19 protein-coding genes are annotated in these 20,621 nt (G+C 70.3%); 6 read left to right on the top strand and 13 right to left on the bottom strand.

All coding sequences use genetic code 11. The annotated features are described in order from the left end of the window. Positions 1-55: 55 nt before the first annotated feature. Positions 56-2,245 carry a rhamnogalacturonan lyase family protein gene (locus LUM46_RS16455; protein ID WP_274995285.1) on the bottom strand — a complete coding sequence of 730 codons (2,190 nt, stop codon included), beginning with the start codon at positions 2,243-2,245 and terminating at the stop codon, positions 56-58. A 419-nt stretch (positions 2,246-2,664) separates the two neighbouring features. On the opposite strand from LUM46_RS16455, the gene LUM46_RS16450 reads away from it, so the two are divergent. Beyond that, complete coding sequence (locus LUM46_RS16450; RefSeq protein WP_310243134.1) at positions 2,665-4,164, top strand: SDR family NAD(P)-dependent oxidoreductase; 1,500 nt, start codon at positions 2,665-2,667, stop codon at positions 4,162-4,164. 43 nt (positions 4,165-4,207) lie between these two features. Here LUM46_RS16450 and LUM46_RS16445 read toward each other — a convergent pair whose 3' ends face one another. Then, positions 4,208-4,873 (bottom strand): MBL fold metallo-hydrolase, encoded by a 666-nt coding sequence (locus tag LUM46_RS16445; RefSeq protein WP_274995284.1) that lies wholly within the window; start codon positions 4,871-4,873, stop codon positions 4,208-4,210. A 304-nt stretch (positions 4,874-5,177) separates the two neighbouring features. On the opposite strand from LUM46_RS16445, the gene LUM46_RS26700 reads away from it, so the two are divergent. The 3 genes from LUM46_RS26700 (at position 5,178) to LUM46_RS16430 (ending at position 7,053) form a co-directional block, all read left to right on the top strand. After that, a complete protein-coding gene (locus LUM46_RS26700; protein ID WP_274995283.1) occupies positions 5,178-5,579 on the top strand; it encodes an SDR family NAD(P)-dependent oxidoreductase in 402 nt (133 codons plus the stop codon). Between the two features lie 210 nt (positions 5,580-5,789). After that, positions 5,790-6,236, top strand: a complete 447-nt coding sequence (locus tag LUM46_RS16435) for a VOC family protein (protein ID WP_274995281.1) — start codon at positions 5,790-5,792, stop codon at positions 6,234-6,236. A 52-nt stretch (positions 6,237-6,288) separates the two neighbouring features. Next, complete coding sequence (locus LUM46_RS16430) at positions 6,289-7,053, top strand: alpha/beta fold hydrolase (protein ID WP_274995280.1); 765 nt, start codon at positions 6,289-6,291, stop codon at positions 7,051-7,053. Between the two features lie 371 nt (positions 7,054-7,424). Here LUM46_RS16430 and LUM46_RS16425 read toward each other — a convergent pair whose 3' ends face one another. The 10 genes from LUM46_RS16425 to LUM46_RS16380 form a co-directional block, all read right to left on the bottom strand. After that, on the bottom strand, positions 7,425-8,687 hold the full coding sequence (locus LUM46_RS16425; protein WP_274995279.1) for an ATP-binding protein: 1,263 nt from the start codon (positions 8,685-8,687) through the stop codon (positions 7,425-7,427). Positions 8,688-8,918: 231 nt separating this feature from the next. After that, positions 8,919-9,785: a hypothetical protein gene (locus LUM46_RS16420; RefSeq protein ID WP_274995278.1), complete on the bottom strand. Its 867-nt coding sequence runs from the start codon at positions 9,783-9,785 to the stop codon at positions 8,919-8,921. A 230-nt stretch (positions 9,786-10,015) separates the two neighbouring features. Then, positions 10,016-10,930, bottom strand: a complete 915-nt coding sequence (gene pdxS / locus LUM46_RS16415) for a pyridoxal 5'-phosphate synthase lyase subunit PdxS (protein WP_274995276.1) — start codon at positions 10,928-10,930, stop codon at positions 10,016-10,018. A gap of 118 nt (positions 10,931-11,048) precedes the next feature. After that, entirely contained in the window at positions 11,049-11,636 is a 588-nt protein-coding gene (locus LUM46_RS16410; RefSeq protein WP_274995274.1) for a hypothetical protein, read from the bottom strand. Beyond that, the gene (locus LUM46_RS16405) at positions 11,633-12,829 is read right to left on the bottom strand and encodes a glycosyltransferase family 4 protein (protein WP_274995464.1); all 1,197 of its coding nucleotides are present in this window, start codon (positions 12,827-12,829) and stop codon (positions 11,633-11,635) included. The genes LUM46_RS16410 and LUM46_RS16405 overlap by 4 nt, the downstream gene beginning before the upstream one ends. Positions 12,830-12,858: 29 nt before the next feature. Continuing rightward, complete coding sequence (locus tag LUM46_RS16400; protein ID WP_274995272.1) at positions 12,859-13,812, bottom strand: phosphatidylinositol mannoside acyltransferase; 954 nt, start codon at positions 13,810-13,812, stop codon at positions 12,859-12,861. After that, positions 13,812-14,441: a phosphatidylinositol phosphate synthase gene (gene pgsA / locus LUM46_RS16395; RefSeq protein WP_274995271.1), complete on the bottom strand. Its 630-nt coding sequence runs from the start codon at positions 14,439-14,441 to the stop codon at positions 13,812-13,814. Before pgsA ends, LUM46_RS16400 begins: the two co-directional genes overlap by 1 nt. Beyond that, complete coding sequence (locus tag LUM46_RS16390; RefSeq protein WP_274995270.1) at positions 14,442-15,014, bottom strand: HIT family protein; 573 nt, start codon at positions 15,012-15,014, stop codon at positions 14,442-14,444. Next, on the bottom strand, positions 15,014-17,044 hold the full coding sequence (gene thrS / locus LUM46_RS16385) for a threonine--tRNA ligase (protein ID WP_374726983.1): 2,031 nt from the start codon (positions 17,042-17,044) through the stop codon (positions 15,014-15,016). Before thrS ends, LUM46_RS16390 begins: the two co-directional genes overlap by 1 nt. Positions 17,045-17,170: 126 nt before the next feature. Then, positions 17,171-17,356, bottom strand: coding sequence for a hypothetical protein (locus tag LUM46_RS16380; protein WP_274995268.1), 186 nt, complete (start codon positions 17,354-17,356; stop codon positions 17,171-17,173). Between the two features lie 176 nt (positions 17,357-17,532). Here LUM46_RS16380 and LUM46_RS16375 point away from each other — a divergent pair, with 176 nt between their 5' ends. Together LUM46_RS16375 and LUM46_RS16370 are read left to right on the top strand one after the other, a co-directional pair. Further along, complete coding sequence (locus LUM46_RS16375) at positions 17,533-19,302, top strand: cation:proton antiporter (protein WP_274995267.1); 1,770 nt, start codon at positions 17,533-17,535, stop codon at positions 19,300-19,302. 10 nt (positions 19,303-19,312) lie between these two features. Then, positions 19,313-20,011, top strand: a complete 699-nt coding sequence (locus LUM46_RS16370) for a tyrosine-protein phosphatase (RefSeq protein ID WP_274995265.1) — start codon at positions 19,313-19,315, stop codon at positions 20,009-20,011. On the opposite strand, the gene LUM46_RS16365 is transcribed toward LUM46_RS16370, so the two are convergent. Continuing rightward, complete coding sequence (locus LUM46_RS16365) at positions 20,001-20,594, bottom strand: TetR/AcrR family transcriptional regulator (protein WP_274995264.1); 594 nt, start codon at positions 20,592-20,594, stop codon at positions 20,001-20,003. The two genes, LUM46_RS16370 and LUM46_RS16365, sit on opposite strands and share 11 nt — an antisense overlap. Between the last annotated feature and the right edge of the window lie 27 nt (positions 20,595-20,621).

Genomic DNA, 20,621 nt, shown 5'->3' with positions numbered 1-20,621 from the left:
GTCGGGGCGGGCGGACCCCATGGTCCGCCCGCCCCGACCTGGAGCCGTCGTCCGGTTACGGGGTGTGGATGTCCGGCCAGGGGTAGCTCGTGACCTCGCTGCCGATGTGGAAGCTCGGGTGCGGCGGCTGGTTGTAGCCGGTGTTCTGCCAGGCGATGGCGACGCGGTACTGGACGTCGTGCATCAGCGTCGCGATGCGCAGGTTCGTCCTGTGCGGCGTGGCATAGATGCGCAGCGCTGAGGAGTCACTGGTCCGCCAGATCACCTCTTCGCGCCAGTCGCCGAACAGGTCCGCCGAGAGCGCCGGGTTCGACTTGGTGCCGTTGTTCGACGCCACGCCCGACCCGGTCAACGCCGTCCCGGAGGGATAGTCGGTGATCCGGGTGCCGTCGAGCAGCTCGCGCTCGCCGTCGCCGTCCCACCAGGCCAGGAAGTTCGCCGAGGCCGGCTTGGCGCCGACGGAGCTCCCTGACGCGTTCCGCAGGTCTGACACGTTCGAGGACCAGAACTCGCCCCCGGGATTGGCGGTCGTGACGTTCGCGGCGACGCCGCGGCCGTTGTCGCCGCTGGGGCTGGTCTGGAACAGGACCGAGCCGTTGGAGCCGATGAGGCTGGACGACGGGTCGCTGCTGCTCTCGTGCACCATGAACACCTCTTGACCAGCACGGCTGGGCACGAAGTCCGAGACGTGGAGCGCGTCGCCGTGACCCATGCGGGAGTTCCACAGCGCGTTGCCGTCCGAGCCGATCGCCATCGCCCCGTAGACGACGTCCTGGCGACCGTCGCCGTTCAGGTCGGCGATGGACAGGCTGTGCGCACCCTGGCCGCGGTACTGCGAGCCCTTGACGTCGGAGTCGAAGATCCACCGTGTCGAGAGGTTCTGGCCGTCGAAGTCCACGGCCCAGATCACCGAGCGCGTGTAGTAGCCGCGCGCGAAGATCATCGACGGCGTGGCGCCGTCGAGGTAGGCGGTGCCGGCCAGGAAGCGGTCGACCCGGTTGCCGTAGTTGTCGCCCCAGCTCGACACGTTGCCGCGCGGGGGCTGGTAGTCGACGGTGTCGATCGCGCCGCCGGTGCGGCCGTCGAAGATGGTCAGGTACTCCGGTCCCGTCAGGATGTAGCCGCTGCTGTTGCGGTGGTCCGCGCTCGCGTTGCCGATGACGACGCCGCGGCCGTCGCGCGTGCCGTCGGCGGTCTTCATGGCGATCTCGGCATCGCCGTCACCGTCGTAGTCGTACACCTGGAACTGGGTGTAATGGGCACCGGAGCGGATGTTGCGCCCCAGGTCGATCCGCCACAGGCGGGTCCCCTGGAGGGTGTAGGCGTCGATGAAGGTGTTGTCGGTGACGCCGGACTGCGCGTTGTCCTTGGCGTTGGCGGGGTACCACTTGACGATGTACTCGTAGTCACCGTCGCCGTCCAGGTCGGCGACGCTGGTGTCGTTGGCCTCGTGGCTGCTCGAGGGCCGGCTGATCGGGACGTCGAGGTAGCCACCGGAGCCGAACCTGGCCTCGGTGCCCGAGCGCGTCCCCTCGGAGCCGCCGGTGACGGCAGCGACCGTGTAGGTCCCGCTGCCGCTGCTGTCGAGGTAGTTCGTCGCGCCGGTGATCGGCGACGAGTTGAGCTTCTGCCCGTCGCGGTAGACGTTGAAGGCCACGTTCTGGCTGTCGGTGCCCAGCAGGCGCCAGCTGACGAGGTTGCCGCTCCCCGAAGGCACGACGGTCACTCCGCGGGTGAGCGCCTCGACCTCGTAGGCGCCGTCGCCACCGGGTCCCCCGGTGTCGCCGGTCGTGACGTCCAGGTAATCGATGTTCGCCAGGCCGGTCGCACCGGTGGCCTGCAGGCGGACCGTGTTGACGCCCGCGTTGAGCTGAGCGGTGACGGTCTCGGTCACCCAGCTCGTCCACGCGCCGGTGGCGCCGAACTGCGCGGTCCGTACCGCGGCGCCGTTCACGACGACCTCGCCCGGCCTGCCGGCCGTTCCGCCGTTGGCATAGCCGAACGCCAGGGTCACCGTGCCCGCGGCGGCGGCATCGACCTTGAACTCGAGCGCGACGCCGACGGCATTGTCGGTGTTGCAGAATCCGCTGCCCGAGTGCCCGGCGTGGTTGGCCTCGACCACGCCACCGCAGACGGCCGGGGCGGCCTCGGCCTCATGGCGGACCGTCGCTGCGGACGCGGTGTTCAGTGCGACGACGCTCGACGCGACGACGGCGAGGCCCGAGAGCCCGGCCACCAGCGCCACCCTTGTTCTTCCTCTTCTTCGTACGGACATTGTTTCGCTCCTCTTTGAGCTGGCTCGACTGTGCTGCGGCGCGGCCGTTTCGGGCACGGCCGGGGATCTGGCGAGGCGCGACGAGGGAGACGGGCTCCCTTGCCGCGATGTCATCCGACACCGAACTTGAATCGATCCAATCGGCGTGGACGACCGTAAGGTAAGCGTTTGCCCGGCGTCAACGGATGCCGCTTTGTTAATCGATTAGGGCTGAGCGCGGCAGGAGTCGTCGCGCGCTGTGCCGAGGAGCCGGAACGACGTCCCGCCTGTTCCGACGCGGAAGACACCGGAGCGGCCACGCTCAAGGGTGAGGGCCGCCGGGCACGCAGCGATGGCGCTTCGCGTGGACCGATCTGGGCACCGGGCCCGGGCGCCGGTTACCCTACGGGGTGCCAACGAACGCGGGGATCGACCCGGACGAGCTCGCCACCACCCTTCGGGTGCTGGGGAGCCTCAAGGACCTCGACCCCAACCATCCCGACGTCCAGACGGTCAAACGGGCGACCGGTTACATGTGGAAGCTGCTCAAGAAGTCCCGCAAGGCCGCGGTCCGCGAGGAGCTTCAGGCGCACGACCGGAGCGTCATCGAGAAGACGGCGACCGGTTCGGCGGCGCGGATCGACGACGAGACCGCAGGCATCCCGCTGGTCTCGACCGCGCCGGGGACGTTCGCCGGGGAGCTGCGCACCGCTCGTGGCTGCTACATCTGCAAGACGGACTACACGCTGGTCGACTCGTTCTACCACGACCTCTGCCCGGACTGTGCCGCGAAGAGCCGCGCACGGCGCGACCAGCGCACGGACCTGACCGGCCGCCGCGCCCTGCTCACCGGGGGCCGCGCGAAGATCGGCATGTACATCGCGTTGCGCCTGCTGCGCGACGGCGCGCACCTCACCATCACCACCCGCTTCCCGAAGGACGCGGTGCGCCGCTTCTCGGCGATGCCCGACGCTGCCGACTGGCTGCACCGGCTCAAGATCGTCGGCATCGACCTGCGCGACCCCACCCAGGTGATCGCCCTGGCCGACGACGTCGCCGCGGCGGGCCCGCTCGACATCCTGGTCAACAACGCCTGCCAGACGGTCCGCCGGTCCCCGGGGTCCTACTCGCAGCTCGTCACGGGCGAGTCGGCGCCGGTCGCCCCGCTCCCCCACGGGCTGGAAGCGCCGGAGATGGTCACGTTCGACCGCATCTCGGAGGCGCACCCGGCCGCGATCGCGGGGGCCCTGACCGGCTTGTCGGTCGCCCACCACGAGGGGCAGTCGCAGGCCGACGCCGTCGCGATGCACAGCGCGGCGTCCCTGACGGCACTGGCACTCCGGGCGGGCTCGGCCTCCCTGGACGCCCACCTGGCCGGCACGGCCGTCGACGCCGGAGGGCTTCTCCCCGACCTCCAGACGACCAACTCGTGGACCCAGGTCGTGGACGAGGTGGATCCGCTGGAGCTCCTGGAGGTCCAGCTCTGCAACGCGATCGCGCCGTTCCTGCTCATCTCCCGGCTGCGGCCCGCGATGCGTGCCGCGACGTCCAAGACGCGACGCGGGTACGTCGTCAACGTCTCGGCGATGGAGGGGCAGTTCTCCCGCCGGTACAAGTCCGCGGGACACCCGCACACCAACATGGCCAAGGCCGCCCTCAACATGCTGACCCGGACCTCCGCGGCGGAGATGTTCGAGAAGGACCGGATCCTGATGACCGCGGTGGACACCGGGTGGATCACGGACGAGCGCCCGCACCAGGAGAAGCTGCGGCTCGCCGCCGAGGGCTGGCACGCGCCCCTCGACCTGGTCGACGGCGCCGCCCGCGTCTATGACCCGATCGTCCAGGGTGAGGCCGGGACCGACCTGTACGGCTGCTTCCTCAAGGACTACGAGCCGTCACCCTGGTAGAGCGGCCGGGTCGACCGTCACAGGTCCACGACTCGCCGGACGGTCAGCGGTCGCCGCCGGACCTGACCCGATCGATGATCGCGTCGATCCTGCGGCGCACCTCTGACCGGTCCGCCACCAGCATGCAGGACGGGCCCTCGTCGGTGGCGCCCCACGGTACGAGCACGTCGAAGTCGATCTCGCGCACGAGCGCGAGGCTGTCGAGGTAGTCGCGGCGAAGCTCAGGGCTCAGGACCACCGCCTTCCACTCGCCGTGCTCGATCCAGACGAAATCGCCCGTGAAGAGGAAGCGGTGGGCGCCGTTGTCCCAGAGGTAGGAGGCGGTCCCCGCGGTATGGCCGGGGGTAGGGATCACCTCGAGGTCGTCGTCGATCATCTCCCGGCCGCCGAAGGTACCCGCCACGTCGAGCGATCTCGCCACCTTGGCATGGTCGTCCTCGTGGACCCAGACGGGCACGTCCAGGTCCGGCTGCCCGTACATCGCTTCGTGGCCGTGGTTCACCAGGAGACGAGCCGGGGTGCCGAGAGCGCGGATCGCGTCCGCCGACTCGCTCACGCCGGGCGAGTTGTACACGATCAGGTTGCCCTGCGGCCGCTGCAGCACGTACGAGCGCAGCAGCACGTTGTGCTGGTACGGGAGCCGCGACGTCGGTGTGGCGAGCAGCCCTTCGATCGGCGTGCCCAGAGGGCTGTCTCCCGCGGATGCCATGTGTTCCTCCGATGAGTGGTGCGCGATGCGGCCTCCCCGACGCTAGGACCTCAACCGGACTTAAGGTCAAGCCCGGCGTGCGCCGGGCACCTTGAGCCGGGGGCACAGCAGGTCGCGAAGGAGGTCGAGCGTCGCGGTGAGAACGGCGCGGCGAGACTTCTCGTTGCGCGCGCGGGGTCGGGATTCGGCATGCGGCCACTACATCAACGCGAGACGAGACGTTGCGTATTGCAAAACGAGAGCGCCACTGCTATGGTCCTCGCAACGAGACGAACCGTCTCGTCTCATATCTCTGGGAGTGGCGATGCGACAGAGTTCCCTATCACCCCGTACGTGGTTCATCACGGGCGCCAGCCGAGGCGTGGGGCGCGCGCTCGCCCTGGCGGCGCTCGAGCGCGGAGATCGCGTGGTTGCCGCGGCACGGACCGCGACGACCGACGACTTCGACGCACGTCACCGCGACCGCGTCCTCGCGCTGAAGCTCGACGTGACCGACAAGAACGCGGTCGAAGCCGCCGTGGCGGACGCCGTCGCGCGCTTCGGCCGACGTCAAGGTCACCATCGTGCCGCCCGGCGGCTACTGGACCAACCTCTACTCCGGCATGGTCTCGACGACACCATCCGACGCGTACGGCCCACTGCGGGCCGTGCTCGAGCAGCAGTGGGTGGAGGGCTCGGTCGACAGCGACCCGCAGCTCGCCGCTGAGGCGATGCTCACTCTTGTCGACAGCGACGAACCGCCGCTGAGGCTCCTGCTCGGCAGCATGGTCTACGACCTGGCGCACCAACTCTCGCGTCAGCGGATCGAGACCTGGTCGTCTTGGGAGCAGGTCAGCCGAGCCGCAGAGCACGCCGTGCCGAATCCTGAACTCGCGGTCGGCCGACCGTAAGCAAGTACCGCACACTCCCAGCCCAGATGAGAGGAACCACCATGCAGGTGCGCGCCACAGCCCTATCCCTCAATGTCGCTGACGAGGCGGCATCCGCCGAGTTCGCGAAGACCCATCTCGGCTTCACCGAGGCGATGTCCGCCGACGGCTTCGTCTCGCTGCAGCATCCCGACGCAGGAATCAACGTGATCTTCCTGCGCACAGGGCTCGGCACGTTCAAGCCCGCCGAGATCGCCAGCTCTGCAGGGCAGGGCATGCTGCTCGCCTTCGTCGTCGACGACATCGACGCCGAGTACGCGCGCATGACGGCAGCCGGCGCCCGGGTGATCAGCGCGCCAGCGACCGAGCCCTGGGGTGAGCGTTACTGCCAGTTCGCCGACCCCAACGGGATCGTCTGGCAGCTCGTCACGTGGGTCACCCGCGCTGACTCCGACTCGTCACAGACGATCCCCGACCACGTTTTCCGATCTTGAAGAAGGAGACATCATGACCTCTGCGACCGCCCGCATCGCGGCATGGACCGGCATGGTCCCGATCGACGACACGGCCCTTGCCGTCACAGACACCGGTGGTCCGGGCACCCCCGTTGTCTACCTGAACGGCTCATACGCCTCCAAGCGGCACTGGCGGCGCGTCATCGCCGAGCTCGGGCCGGGTTACCGCCACATCACCTTCGATGAACGGGCCCGCGGGAAGTCGAAGCTCGCGACCGACTACTCGTTCGAGGCCTGCATGCGCGACATCGACGCCGTCCTCGATGCGAGGGGCGTGGACCGTCCACTGCTGGTCGGTTGGTCGTACGGAGCCCTGCTCGGTGTGCACTGGGCGAGTCGAAACCCAGCCCGCGCGCTGGGTGTGGTCGGTGTCGATGGCCCGTATCCGGTCGGCTGGACCGACGAGGCCGGCCACGACGAGATCCGGAAGGTGTTCAAGCGAATGAGGCCGCTGATGCCACTGGTGCGCCCGTTGGGTCTGGCCGCGCGGTTCTCCGCCGAGACCCATGCGGATCTCGCCATCGAGTCCCACCTGCTCCATGCCGCCCTCGAGCCCGTGGTCGTCGGCATGGCCGTGCCCGTCCGGTACGTCGTCGCCTCCGGTGAAGCGGTCGGAAGCCGCGACGACTTGCAGGAGCAGATGCGCAAGTCCATCGACCCGCTGCTGGTCCGCAACCCGAACCTGAAGGTGAGCGCGAAGGTAGGAAGCAACCATGGAAGCGTCCTGCGAAAGGATTCCCGGGCCGTGGCCGTCGCCGTGCGCGAGGTCGCTGCCCTCGGACGGCCGGGCCGATAGGGCAACAGACGACACAAGGTGATTTGCAACCGAGGTCTTCTCACCTCGTTCCGCGGCGTGGTGTGGCGCCGGTGATGGCTGAGCTTCCTGCGCGCGTAACGCGAGGGCTCAGGACGGTCCGCTGCGGTCAGCGTCCCTCAGCGGACCGTGCTGGCTCTCCCTTCCGGGCGCGCACCAGGAGACAAAGAGGCCCCGCGGACACCAAGTCCGCGGGGCCTCTCCAGTTCCTTAGGGCAGAGCAACGCCCACAGGACAGAACGTCACCAGCCGCGCTCCGCCAGCCGCACCGGCGCCGGCTCCTCCTCGACGTTGATGCCGTGGTCCAAGATTGTCGCGCACCCGAGCAGACCTCAGGTCACCAGGGAATCCAGTTAGAGCTCCCACAGGGAGGCGATGGGCAACCCGACGAGCTTTTCGCCGAACCGCACACCCTGGTCCGCAGTGCCGAGCACGATTCCCCCCAGGAACCGGTCGCCCAGACGCTCGGCAAGCCGCTGCAGACCACGGAAGTGCTCGGGCTTGTAGGTCTGCTTCGCTTTCACCTCGAGGCCGAGGACCCGGCCGTCGTCGAGCTCAAGGAGGACGTCCACCTCCACACCCGACGTCTCGCGGTAGTGGAAGACGGAGAACCGGGTATCGCTCCAGGTCTGCTGCTTGCGCAGCTCGGAGACCACGAGACCTTCCAGCAGAGGACCCAGCAGCTCGCCGCCGCCGACGAGTGCAGCAGCACGGGCCGGTGTGACGCCCGAGAGATGCATGGCGAGCGCGGAATCGGTGACGAGCCCCTTGGCCTTGCCAGCCTGGCGGGTCGTGAGGTTCCCCGTCCACGGTCGAATCCTCTCGACGAGATACAGCGTCTCGACGAGATCGAGGTAAGCGGTCATGGTCGTCTCGGGGACATCGGCGTCTCGCGAGAGGCGGGCGCGGACCACCTCACCGGCTTGGTTCGCCGCGACCAGGCGCAGGACCGTCGCCAAGCGGTTCCCGTCGACGAGGCGCCGGACATCGCGGGCGTCGCGCTGGACGATGCGGTCGATGTATCCATCGAACCAGGCTGCACGCAGTCGCGGTGACCGCCGGAAGACCTCCGGATATCCGCCTGCTGCGAGGAGGTTCGCGTAGTCCTCACGCGAGACTGTCGAGCGGACGTCAAAGGGATCCACCCCGGCAACGAAGCGGGTCACGAAGTCGTCGAGACGACCGTTGATCTCCCCCTGACTCAAGGTCCGCAGCGGCAATGTGACCGCTCGGCCCGCGAGAGAGTCCGGCGTTCGTTCGAGCCGCAGGAGGTCGGCCGACCCGGTGAGAAGGAACCGGCCCGCGGTGCGGTGCCGGTCGATGGACGCCTTGATCGGCAGCAACAGTTCGGGGGCACGCTGGATCTCGTCGATGACGAGCATCCCGTCGGGGATCTGATTCACGAAGGCCTGCGGGTCGTTCTGCGCGGCGGCGCGCATGACGTCGTCGTCCAGGGTGAGGTAACGCGCAGGGCGCTCCGAGCCCTCGACAAGCATCGTCGCGAGTGTGCTCTTGCCCACCTGTCGCGCACCCTCGACGACGACAGCAGGGAAGGAATCGACGAGCTCCTTGGCCCACGGGAGGGCATGGCGAGACAGGATATCGTTCGAGGTCACGACACTATGACACCTCGTAAGTCGCTGTTCTGCAAGCGTCAACCCGCTGTTCTGCAGAGCCCAAGTCGCTGTTCTGCAAAGAAAAAGTCGCTGATCCGCACGATGCGGGTCGCAGTCGAGTGCGTTCGGTCCGCGAGCATCTCCATGCTCTTGAACCGCGCTGACCTACGCCACTTGGTGGCTGGATCAGATCCCACGGCATCCGGTAGCGATGCCCGCGGAGCCTCGCGGTCAGCCCTCGGATCGGATGAAGCCCGCCACCGCGTCCAGAGGAAGCGTCTGGATCACCGTGTCGTCGTACGCCTCGACGTAGTAGGCATTCTGGTACGACGCCACAGGCCCGGAGATCTCGAACGTGTAGCCGTCCGGCGCGCCGTTCTCGCCCCACCCATGAGGGAGGGGGATGCGGTGGATGGCGCCGTTCGCGTGCACGACCAGGTCGGCCTTGAACGTACAGTGCTTCGTCGCTGCTACGAAGCGCACCGAGACCGCCCGGGCGTCACCCTTTTCCAGCGCGAGCTGGCCGGTCCAAGGGTCTCCCAACTCCTTCAGCCCGTCCCGCTCGCGGGTGACCGGCCGCGGCGCCTCAACATCCACCCCAAGGAGGATGGGCGGCGCGTCTTCTCCGGGGCCGCCCACATTGGGCATACCAAGAAAAGTCCCGTCCAGGGGTTCGACACACGTCCGGTCGCGTACCTCGACACCTTGCACCAGGACCGTTCCGGACGCTGTCGCCTCGACAACGACGTCCGACTCCCATGCGCTCGTCGGTACCCATGCGATCGGACCGCTCGCGAGCCACCGGTAACCCGGCTCTTGCGCAGGTGCACTCGAGTCCCACGGCAACCCGCCGAGATCCAACAGCGCGTCGGGAAAGGCGTAGCCCTTCGGCCCCATCCAGAAGGGGTACCCGGCGGACAGGCGAACGGGCCCCTCGGCTACGGTCGTCGACTCCGCTGCCCGCTGGGCTTCCTCGCGTTGCCAGTCGGCCCGCTCTCGCTCGTTGGCCTCGGTCGCCAGCTCAATCTGCTCGCGGTTGGCCGCACGGCTGTCCAGCCACGTGAGCGCCCCGAAAAGGACACCAAGCGCCGTGAGCACCGTGACTGGCGCTCGCCAGGACCAGCCCGACTCAGGTTCGCGGGAACCGTCCGCACTGATCGGCTTTCGCGCAGTCCGACCCGTGAGGAACCATCGACCGAACGACCTTAGCGCCTTAACCACAGACTGCACCGAGCCTCCGTAGACGAGACAGCGAGGCCCTGCAGAGGTGAAGTCTGCAGGGCCTCTTCAACCGCATTAGGGCAGATCAACGCCCTGGGAACAGAGCGTCACCAGCCGCGCTCCGCCAGCCGCACCGGCGCCGGCTCCTCCTCGACGTTGATGCCGACCATCGCCTCGCCGAGACCACGCGAGACCTTGGCGATCACGTCGGCGTCGTCGAAGAACGTGGTGGCCTGGACGATCGCCTTGGCGCGCTGGGCCGGGTTGCCCGACTTGAAGATGCCGGAGCCGACGAACACGCCCTCGGCACCGAGCTGCATCATCATCGCGGCGTCCGCCGGCGTGGCGATGCCGCCCGCCGTGAACAGCACGACCGGGAGCTTGCCCGTGGTCGCGACCTCCTTGACCAGCTCGTACGGCGCCTGCAGCTCCTTGGCGGCGACGAAGAGCTCGTCCTCCGGGAGCGACGTGAGGCGGCGGATCTGCTGGCGGATCTGGCGCATGTGCGTGGTCGCGTTCGACACGTCGCCCGTGCCGGCCTCACCCTTCGAGCGGATCATCGCCGCACCCTCGGTGATGCGGCGCAGCGCCTCACCCAGGTTCGTCGCACCGCACACGAACGGCACGGTGAAGTTCCACTTCTCGATGTGGTTGGTGTAGTCCGCCGGCGTCAGCACCTCGGACTCGTCGATGTAGTCGACACCGAGCGACTGCAGCACCTGCGCCTCGACGAAGTGCCCGATGCGCGCCTTCGCCATCACGGGGATCGAGACGGCCTCGATGATGCCGTCGATCATGTCGGGGTCGCTCATGCGCGACACGCCGCCCTGCGCACGGATGTCAGCAGGCACCCGCTCCAGCGCCATGACGGCCACCGCACCCGCGTCCTCGGCGATCTTCGCCTGGTCGGGCGTGACGACGTCCATGATGACGCCGCCCTTGAGCATCTCGGCCATACCGCGCTTCACGCGCGCGGTGCCGACCGTACCCACGGTGTTCTCGCCGGTCACGGATTCAGTCACGGTTACCTCGCAAAGTTCTCGCCGATGGGATCGACGCCGGTCGTTCCGGGCGCGGTCGGCGCCCTGCCTAGATCTTATCGTCCGCCCCGGCCCGCCCCGTCCGCCGTTCGCGGGGCGGTCATCCGCCGTTGGGCTCCAGGGCGTGCGGCAGGGCATCGTCCAGCTCGACGGTGCGCGGCATCGGCGCCCGGCCCGCCAGGTGGAACAGCCGGACGTACCAGAGCTTGCGCACCCTCCGCGTCTGCGCGACCGCCTCGTTGTGGAACCGGCGCGCCAGCGTCGCGCGGTACCAGGCGGCGGCGAGCGCCGCCACGACCTCGCCCGACGGCCCCGCCTGCAGGAGCTGTATCGACTCCGGCGACCCCATGGCCTCGCGCAGGGTCGCCGTGAGCCCGGACTCGGCCCGCTCCCGCTCCGGTCCCAGCCCGTCCATCTTCAACGCGGCGGCGGGCGAGGTCACCGGTCCGGCGTCCGACGCCGTGTACGCGGCGTCCGCCACCAGGATCGCGCTCGCGGGGTCCAGCGCGCCCGAGGCCGCGAGCTCGACCGCCGTCGAAGCCCTGCGCACGAGCTGCGCGTCGAGCGCGATCCGCGACGCGGCGACCTTGCGGTGCAGCCGGTCCAGCCGGGAGGCGCCCCGCCAGGCGAGCAGCAGGCCGACCGCGAGCGCCCCCAGCGCGATGAGCGCGATCTCGGACCAGGTCATGCGTCGCCTCCCACACGGCGTGGGAACAGCCCCATGACCCGTCCGACGACGTCGCCGCCGATCGCGTTGTCGGCGGCGAGCGTCATGTCGTACACGGCGAGCACCTGCTCGGTGACGCCGGACCAGTCGAACCGCTGGACCCACTCGGCGGCGTGGGCGCGGTAGGCCTCGCGCCGCGCCGGGTCGGCCAGCAGCGACAGCACCGTGTCGGCGAGGTCGGCGGGGTCGCCGTTGCGGAACAGGGCGCCCGCCGCGCCGTCGTCCAGGACGCGCTGGAAGGCGCCCAGGTCGCTGGCCACCACCACGGCACCGGCGGCCATGGCCTCGACGAGCACGATGCCGAAGCTCTCCCCGCCGGTCTGCGGCGCCACGTAGAGGTCGGCGGAGGCGAGCAGCTGGGCCTTCTCGGCGTCGGTGACTCCGCCGAGGAACTCGACGGACGAGGCCTGCTCCCCCAGCAGCTCGCGGGTCTCGGCGACGATGCCGTCGCCGCGGCCCGCCACCAGGAACCGGGCGCCGGGAATGCCGGCGAGGATGGTGGGGACGGCCTGCACGAGGAGGCTCAGTCCCTTGCGCGGCTCGTCGAGGCGGCCGAGGAACGCGACGGTCGGCGCGTCGGGGGTCCCGGTCCACTCGGGGCGGCGTGGGCTGCTCGAGAACACCTCGGTGTAGACGCCGTTCGGGATCACGACGGCGTCGCCACCGAGGTGGTCCACGAGGGTGCGGCGGGCGTCCTCGGAGACGGCGATGCGGGCGGCGATCTTCTCCAGGGACTGGCGCACGAGCGGGTAGGCGACCTGGAGCGCTCGCGAGCGCACCTGCGAGGTGTGGAAGGTGGCGACCACCGGCTCGGTCGCCTGCCACAGCGCGAGCATCGACAACGACGGCACCATCGGCTCGTGCAGGTGGACGATGTCGAAGGGGTGGCCCTCGATGCCGCCCTCCAGCCAGCGGCGGACGCGGGTCGCGGTGAGCGGCCCGAAGGTGAGCCGTGCGACCGACCCGTTGTAGGGCACGGGGACGGCGCGGCCGGCGGCGGTGACGACCCCGGGCAGGTTGATGTCGTCGCTGGACGGGGCGAGCACCGACACCTCGTGGCCGGCGGCCTGCAGCGCCTCGGCGAGGTCGCGCACGTGGAACTGGACGCCGCCGGGGGCGTCGAAGGAGTAGGGGCAGACGATGCCGACCCGCAGCGCGCGGTGACTGCGGCGCCGGGCGCCTCTCATCCGGTCTCCCGCGGGCGGGCGGCCTTCTGCCGGGCGGGCCCGAGGTCGGCGACGAACACGCGCTGCAGCATGTGCCAGTCGTGGGTGTGCTCGACGACCGTCTCTGCGAGCTGGTCGACCCAGCCCTGGGTGAGCAGGCGTGACCGCTCGTCGCGGGGCAGCGCGGCGTCGGGCACGGGCAGGGGCGGGTAGAACCGGATGACGATCCCCCACGGCGTCCGGGCGGCCCGACGCCGGGCGCCGTGCAGCCGCTCGTACGTGATGCCCACCGCGTGCACGGGGACGCCGGCCTCCAGGCCGAGCAGGGCCGGCCCCGCGGCCACGCGGGCCCGGTGGCCGGCGAGGTCCACCTCGATACCGGTCGAGGTGAGGTCGCGGTCGCTGAGCAGCGGGATGAGCTTGCTGCCCTCCTTGGCGCCGCGGATCAGGGCGCCGAGCACGTCGCCGTTGCCGAGGGCCAGCACGTCGATGCCGAGCGAGCCGCGGAACCGCACGAACTCCTCGAACAGCTCGTCGGGCTTGAGCCGCTCGGCGACCGTGAGCACGCTCGCGAGGTACTGGGAGCCGTACGCGCCGGCCAGGTCCCAGTTGCCGAGGTGGCCCAGCGCCAGCGAGACCGCTCCCCCGTCGTCGACCACCGGCCGGACGTGCTCGTCGTAGCCCTCCACGCGGACGCGTGCCCGCAGCTGCTCGGGGGTGATGCCCTGCAGGGTGAACGCCTCGCGGAAGTACCGCATGTAGCTGCGCATCCCGGCGCGGGACAGGCGGCGAATCGCGGCAGCGTCGAGGTCCGGCCGGACGCGGGCGTAGTTCTGCTCCATGCGCCGCACGCTCTTGCCGTGCCGCAGCCAGGTGACGTCGGCCACCACGGTGAACAGGGCCCGCAGGACGGGCTCGGGGATCTTCGTGGCGTTCCGCCAGGCGAACGTGTACGCCGACGCGACGTTCATCAGGCCCCCTGCTCGGCTCGGCGGGTGAGCTGTGCGCGCACCGTGGCCATGCGCTGGAGCACGGTCACGAGGCTCGCCAGCGCCAGCAGCGTCAGGACGACCTCCAGCACCACCACCGGCAGGCCGACCTGCATGAACGTGAACGGGACGAGTGCCAGCAGGAGCCGGTCGGCGCGCTCGGCGATGCCGACCTGCGCGGTGGCCCCGACGCTCTCGGCCCGGGCCCGGGCGTACGGCACCACGCTGCCGAGCACCAGGCAGGCCAGCGCGACGGCGATGCCCCACATGCCGTGGTGCTCGTCGGGGTGCAGGACGAACCAGAGCATGATGCCGCCGAACACCGCGCCGTCGGCCACGCGGTCCAGCGTGGAGTCGAGGAACGCGCCCCACGGGCCGGAGCGTCCGGACATGCGCGCCATCACCCCGTCGAGCGAGTCGAACAGGACGAAGAACCCGACCAGGAGGCCGCCCACGAGCGTGTGCCCCAGGGGGAACAGCGTCAGTGAGATCGCCGAGACGATCAGCGTGCCGGCGACGGTCACGGCGTCCGGTGAGACCCGCAGCGCGAGCAGCAGCCGGGCCAGGGGCGTGAACACCGTCGTCATGAGGGAGCGCAGGCTCCGTAACATTCAGTTCTCCTCTTGGTTGCCGCCCCCTGCGGTCACCCACGCCTCCGCGAGCCGGCGGCGAGTCTCTCCCAGCAGCTCGGGCAACGCCTTGGTCTGGCCGACGACGGGCAGGAAGTTCGCGTCGCCCAGCCAGCGCGGCACCACGTGCTGGTGCAGGTGCGCCGCGATGCCCGCGCCCGCCACCTCGCCCTGGTTGATACCAAGATTGAAGCCTGCGGGCGCGTACACGGCGCGCGACACGCGCATGGCCTGCTGAGTCATCTGTGCCAGCTCGACCGTCTCGTCCGCGTCGAGGTCCGTGTAGTCCGAGACGTGCCGGTACGGGAGCACCATCAGGTGCCCGGAGTTGTACGGGTAGAGGTTCAGCACGACGTAGCACCGCTGCCCGCGGGCGACGACGAGCCCCTGCTCGTCGTCGCCCTGCGGGATGCGGCAGAACGGACACTGCCCGACCGTCGAGTCGGCTGGCTTGTCCTGGCCGCCGATGTAGACCATGCGGTGCGGCGTCCACAGCCGCTGCTGGCCGTCGTCGGGCGGGCCGAAGTCCGCGGCGTCCTGGACGGTGGGCTCCATCAGGCCTGCTGGGACCGCTCGGCCACGGCCGCCACGATGCGCTCGACGGCGTCCGCCACGGGCACGCCGTTCTCCTGCGTCCCGTCGCGGAACCGGAAGGACACAGCACCGGCCTCGACGTCCTCACCGCCGGCGATGAGCGTGAACGGCACCTTCTCCTTGGACGCGTTCCGGATCTTCTTGCCGAACCGGTCGTCCGACAGGTCCAGCTCGACGCGGACGCCACGGGCCGTCAGCTGCGCGGCGACGTCCTTCACGTAGTCGTCGAACGCCTCGGCGACCGGGACGAGCTTGACCTGCACGGGCGCGAGCCAGGCCGGGAAGGCGCCCGCGTAGTGCTCGATGAGCACACCCATGAACCGCTCGATGGAGCCGAACTTGGCCGAGTGGATCATCACGGGCTGCTGGCGGGTACCGTCGGCAGCGGTGTACTCCAGCCCGAAGCCCTTGGGCTGGTTGAAGTCGTACTGCACGGTGCCCATCTGCCAGGTCCGCCCGATGGCGTCCTTGGCCTGCACCGAGATCTTCGGACCGTAGAACGCGGCGCCGCCCGGGTCGGCCACGAGCTCCAGGCCGGTCTCGCGGCCCACCTCCTCGAGGATCTTCGTGGCGGCGGCCCAGTCCTCGTCGGAGCCGACGAACTTGTCCGGCTTCGAGTCGTCCCGCGTGGACAGCTCCAGGTAGAAGTCGTCGAGGCCGAAGTCGCGCAGCACGCTGAGCATGAAGTCCAGCAGGTGCTTGACCTCGGACGGCGCCTGCTCGGGCGTCACGTAGGAGTGCGAGTCGTCCTGGGTCAGCCCGCGGACGCGCGTCAGGCCCTGCACGACGCCGGACTTCTCGTACCGGTACACCGAGCCGAACTCGAACAGGCGCAGCGGCAGCTCACGGTACGAGCGCCCGCGCGAGGCGAAGATCAGGTTGTGCATCGGGCAGTTCATGGCCTTGAGCCGGTACTTGGACCCCTCGAGGTCCATCTCCGGGAACATGGTGTCCGAGTAGTACGGCAGGTGCCCCGAGGTGTGGAACAGCCCGTCCTTGGTGATGTGCGGCGTACCGACGTAGGAGAAGCCCTCCTCGATGTGCCGCTGGCGGACGTAGTCCTCCATGACGCGCTTGATCACGCCACCCTTGGGGTGGAACAGCGGCAGGCCGGAGCCGACCTCGTCGTGGAAGCTGAACAGGTCCATCTCGGCGCCGATGCGCCGGTGGTCGCGCCGCTCGGCCTCGGCCAGCCGCTCCAGGTGCGCCTTGAGCTCGTCCTTGGTGGGCCACGCCGTGCCGTAGACACGCTGCAGCATGGGGTTCTTCTCGCTGCCGCGCCAGTAGGCCGCGGCCGAGCGCATGAGCTGCACCCCGTTGCCGATCAGGCGCGTGTTCGGCAGGTGCGGGCCGCGGCACAGGTCGCTCCAGACCACGGCCTCGGTCTCGCGACCCGCGCCGCGGACGTTGTCGTAGATCGTGAGCTCGGCGCCGCCGACCTCGACGTTCTCGCCGTTGTCCTCGGCACCGTCCGCGTCGCCCGAGCCTCCCTTGAGGCCGATCAGCTCCAGCTTGTACGGCTCGTTCGCCAGCTCCGCGCGCGCCTCGTCCTCGGTGACCACACGACGACGGAACGTCTGGCCCTCCTTGATGATGCGGCCCATGATCTTGTCGAGAGCCTTGAGGTCCTCGGGCGTGAACGGCGTCTCGACGTCGAAGTCGTAGTAGAAGCCGTCCGTCACGGGCGGGCCGATGCCCAGCTTCGCGTCCGGGTTGACCTGCTGCACCGCCTGGGCGAGCACGTGCGCGGCGCTGTGCCGCAGCACGGCCAGGCCGTCCGGCTCGCCGACGGTCACCGGCTCGACCTTGTGACCGGCCGGGATCTCCCGGTCGAGGTCCCACAGCTCGCCGTCCACCCGCACCACGACCACGTCGCGGCGCGCGCCGTACAGCTCGACGCCGGTCGTCGTGGCGGTGGTCGTCGTCGCCTCCGTGCCGGTGTCAGCCGGGTTGATTGCGGCAGGGCTGGGCGGCGATACGACGTCGGACACAGGGGTGCTCCTTGGAAATGCGAGAAGAAACGGATCGAGGGGCACCGTCCGCGGACGGTGCCCCTCGATCGTACCGATACAGCGGCGGTCCCGTGCCTGCAGTCACGCCGCAGGCCGACCGGTGGGTCAGCTCTGGCCGTAGTCCTTGGCCTTGTCGCCCAGCTGGTCGATCAGGCCGTCCGCCTGGTCGGGCGTGACTTCCTTCAGCTTGTCGGTGGCGGCGTCGACGTTGCCGTCGTTGAGCTGCTCCTTCGCCTTCTCGATGTTGTCCGGGTCGGTCGCGAACTTCTTGGCCTTGTCAAAAAGCCCCATGTTCGAATCCTCTCGACACAGGCACACGACTGTGCGCCCCCTGCTCGGCGACGGGGTCCCGCCGCCTGTCGAGAACCTACGCGTACCGAAGGGCGCCCGCACGGGTGGGTGCGGCAGATCGGTTATTCCGGGCCCAGCGGTCGGCGGGTGTCCCCCGCGTCTCGTACCGTCGGGCCGTGGAGTACGTCGAGTACCTGACCATCGCCGTCGCCGCGGCGGCCCTCATCATCGCCGTCACCGCGCTCGCGCCCCGGGCCGGTGTCGCGTCGCCGCTGGTCCTGGTGGTGCTCGGCGCCGGTGTGAGCCTGCTGCCCTGGGTGCCCGCGATCGAGGTGCCGCCCGAGCTGATCCTCGGCGGCGTGCTGCCCCCGCTGCTGTACTCCGCGGCGGTCGGCCTGCCGTCGATGGACTTCCGGCGCGACTTCACGGCTATCGGCGGCCTGTCCGTCACTCTCGTGGTGATCAGCTCGGTGCTGCTCGGGCTGCTGTTCCGGTGGCTGATCCCGGACATCGACCTGGCCACGGCCATCGCCCTGGGCGCGATCGTCAGCCCGACCGACGCCGTGGCGACCACCATCGTGAAGCGGCTCGGGGCGTCCCCGCGCAGCGTCACGATGCTCGAGGGCGAGTCCCTGCTCAACGACGCCTCCGCGCTGGTGCTGCTCCGGTCGGCGATCGCGGCGACGGCGGCGTCCGTCAGCCTGTGGGAGGTGGTCGGCAGCTTCGTGTACGCGGCGGGTGTCGCCGTCGTGGTCGGGGTCCCCGTCGGCTGGGTCGGCCTGCGCATCCGCAAGCGCCTGCAGCACGCCGCCCTGAGCACGGCCATGTCGTTCGTCGTCCCGTTCCTCGCGTACCTGCCCGCGGAGGAGCTGGGCGCGTCGGGGCTGGTGGCGGTCGTCGCGGCGGGCCTGGTGACCGGCAACGGCTCCGCGCGGCACCTGCGCCCGCAGGACCGGATCGCGGAGCGGTCCAACTGGCACACCGTCGAGCTGCTGCTCGAGGGCGCGGTCTTCCTCGCGATGGGCATCCAGCTCTTCGACCTGATCGAGGACGCGGAGCACGGCAGCGGCTCGGTCCTGCAGGCCGCCGGGGTCGCCGCGGTCGCGGGCGCCGCCGTCCTGGTGGTGCGCGCGGCCTTCGTCACGCCGCTGATCGGTATCCAGGCCCGCCGGGCACGCCGCGGCCAGGCGGTCCGGGAGACGCTCACGGGATTCCAGGACCGCATCGACCTGCGGGTCGCCGCCACCCCGCCCGCGACCGCCGAGAGCACGGAGCACACGGGCCGGCACTCGACGACCGCCCGCCTGCGGCGGATCCAGGGCACGCTGCGCCGCCGCACCGCCGACATCGACTACGTCCTCGCCAAGCCGCTCGGCTGGCGCGAGGGCACCCTCCTGGTGTGGGCGGGCATGCGCGGCGTCGTGACGCTCGCCGCGGCGCAGACGCTGCCGGCGGAGACGCCCGGCCGGTCCTTCCTGGTCCTCGTCGCGTTCGGTGTCGCGTTCGGCACGCTGCTGGTCCAGGGCAGCACGCTCCCGTGGGTGACCCGCCGGCTGGGACTGGTCGGGCAGGACACCACGGGCGACCTGCCCGCCCTGCGCCGCGAGACCGAGCAGGCCGCTCGGGCGTTCCTCGCCGACCCCCGACGCCCGGACGGCACACCGTACGACGACGGTGTGGTCGCCCGCGTACGCAAGGACATGTTCCGGGAGCACGAGTCGCAGGACGAGGACGCGGTCCTCTCCACGGAGCGCTTCGTCCAGTACCGGGAGCTGCGGCTGGCCACCATCGCCGCCCAGCGCGAGGAGCTGCTCGCCGCCCGGTCCGCCGGCACGTACGACTCGGCCCAGCTCGGGAACGCCCTGGACCTGCTGGACGCCGAGCAGATCGCCGTCGAGATGCGCAAGGGCAAGATCCCGATAGGCGAGGACGAGCCGGAGCGCTAATCTCACCCGCGTGACGGACTACACACCGCTCCACCTCGACTGGCCCGGCTGCCTCAACGTGCGTGACCTCGGTGGACTCCCGCTCACGGGCGGGGGCACCGTCCGCGAGCGCACCCTGGTCCGCTCGGAGTCGCCCAGCTTCCTGACCGACGACGGCGTCGTCGCCGCCACCGCCTACGGCTTCTCGCGGATCATCGACCTGCGCCGCCCGGAGGAGATCGAGCAGTACCCCAGCAGGCTCGCCGAGCTCCCGGCGCACCTGCACGTTCCGGTGCAGGCGGCCGGCGACCCGGAGGAAGGGCCGTGGGTGCACCTGTACACCGGCCTGCTGGACCGGCGTCCTGAGCTGTTCGCGCGCGCCGTCGGTGCCGTCGCGGACGCGCCCGAGGGGCCGGTGCTGGTGCACTGCGCCGCGGGCAAGGACCGCACGGGACTCGTGGTGGCGCTCGCGCTCAGCCTCGTCGGGGCGGACCTCGACGCGCTGGCCGACGACTACGAGATCACCAACCAGCGACTCGCGCCGCGGTACGCCGCGCGGGCCGCCGACCGCGAGGTGCTGGCCGGCCGCGAGATCCCGCCCACCCGCCACGTCATCGTCGGGGCCATGGAGCACCTGCGCACGCAGCACGGCTCGGTGGAGGCCTATCTGTCCCGCGGCGGGCTCACCCCTGGTCACATCCGGGCGCTGCGCTCCCGGCTCATCGGCTGAGCCGGGCCGCCGTGAGCAGGTCCCGCGCGGTGGCGAGCGCGCGGACCGCCTCGGACGGGGCGATCCGCACGAGCGCGAACGCGGCGATCGAGAGCCCGGTGACCGCGTCGGCGAGGCGCTCCTGCTCGACCGGCGTGGCGGCGTCGAGGTAGGCGGCGGCCCCACGGCCGATCGCCGCACGCAGCTCCGCACGGTAGTCGGAGACGACTCGCGCGACATCGTCGTCGCGCACGACCGGCGCGGTCGCCGTGTTGATGAGCAGGCATCCGTTGGCCGCGGACATCGACCCGGCTCTCGTGAACGCGTCCCGCAGCCCGTCCAGGTACGTGAGCACCGCCTCCGGGGCGACGACCTCGTCCTTCAGGGGACGCAGCCTGGGCCGGATCACCTCGTCGAGATAGCTCTGCACCGCGGCGTCGAACAGCCCTCGCTTGGAGCCGAAGGTGTTGTAGATGCTCGACCGGCTCAGCCCTGTCGCTTCCTCCAGTGCTGGGACCGAGGCTCCCTCGAACCCGGCACGCCAGAACAGGGCGCGTGCCGCGCGCACCACCACTTCCCGGTCGAACGCTTGCGTCCGAGCCATCCTCGCCTCCTCGGTTTTCTGAAACGC

It is taken from the genome of Promicromonospora iranensis, from assembly GCF_028994805.1.
In the GTDB taxonomy this organism is placed as follows: domain Bacteria; phylum Actinomycetota; class Actinomycetes; order Actinomycetales; family Cellulomonadaceae; genus Promicromonospora; species Promicromonospora iranensis.
The sequence above is the reverse complement of the archived record's forward strand: the minus strand, read 5'-3'. Positions and strand labels throughout refer to the sequence as shown.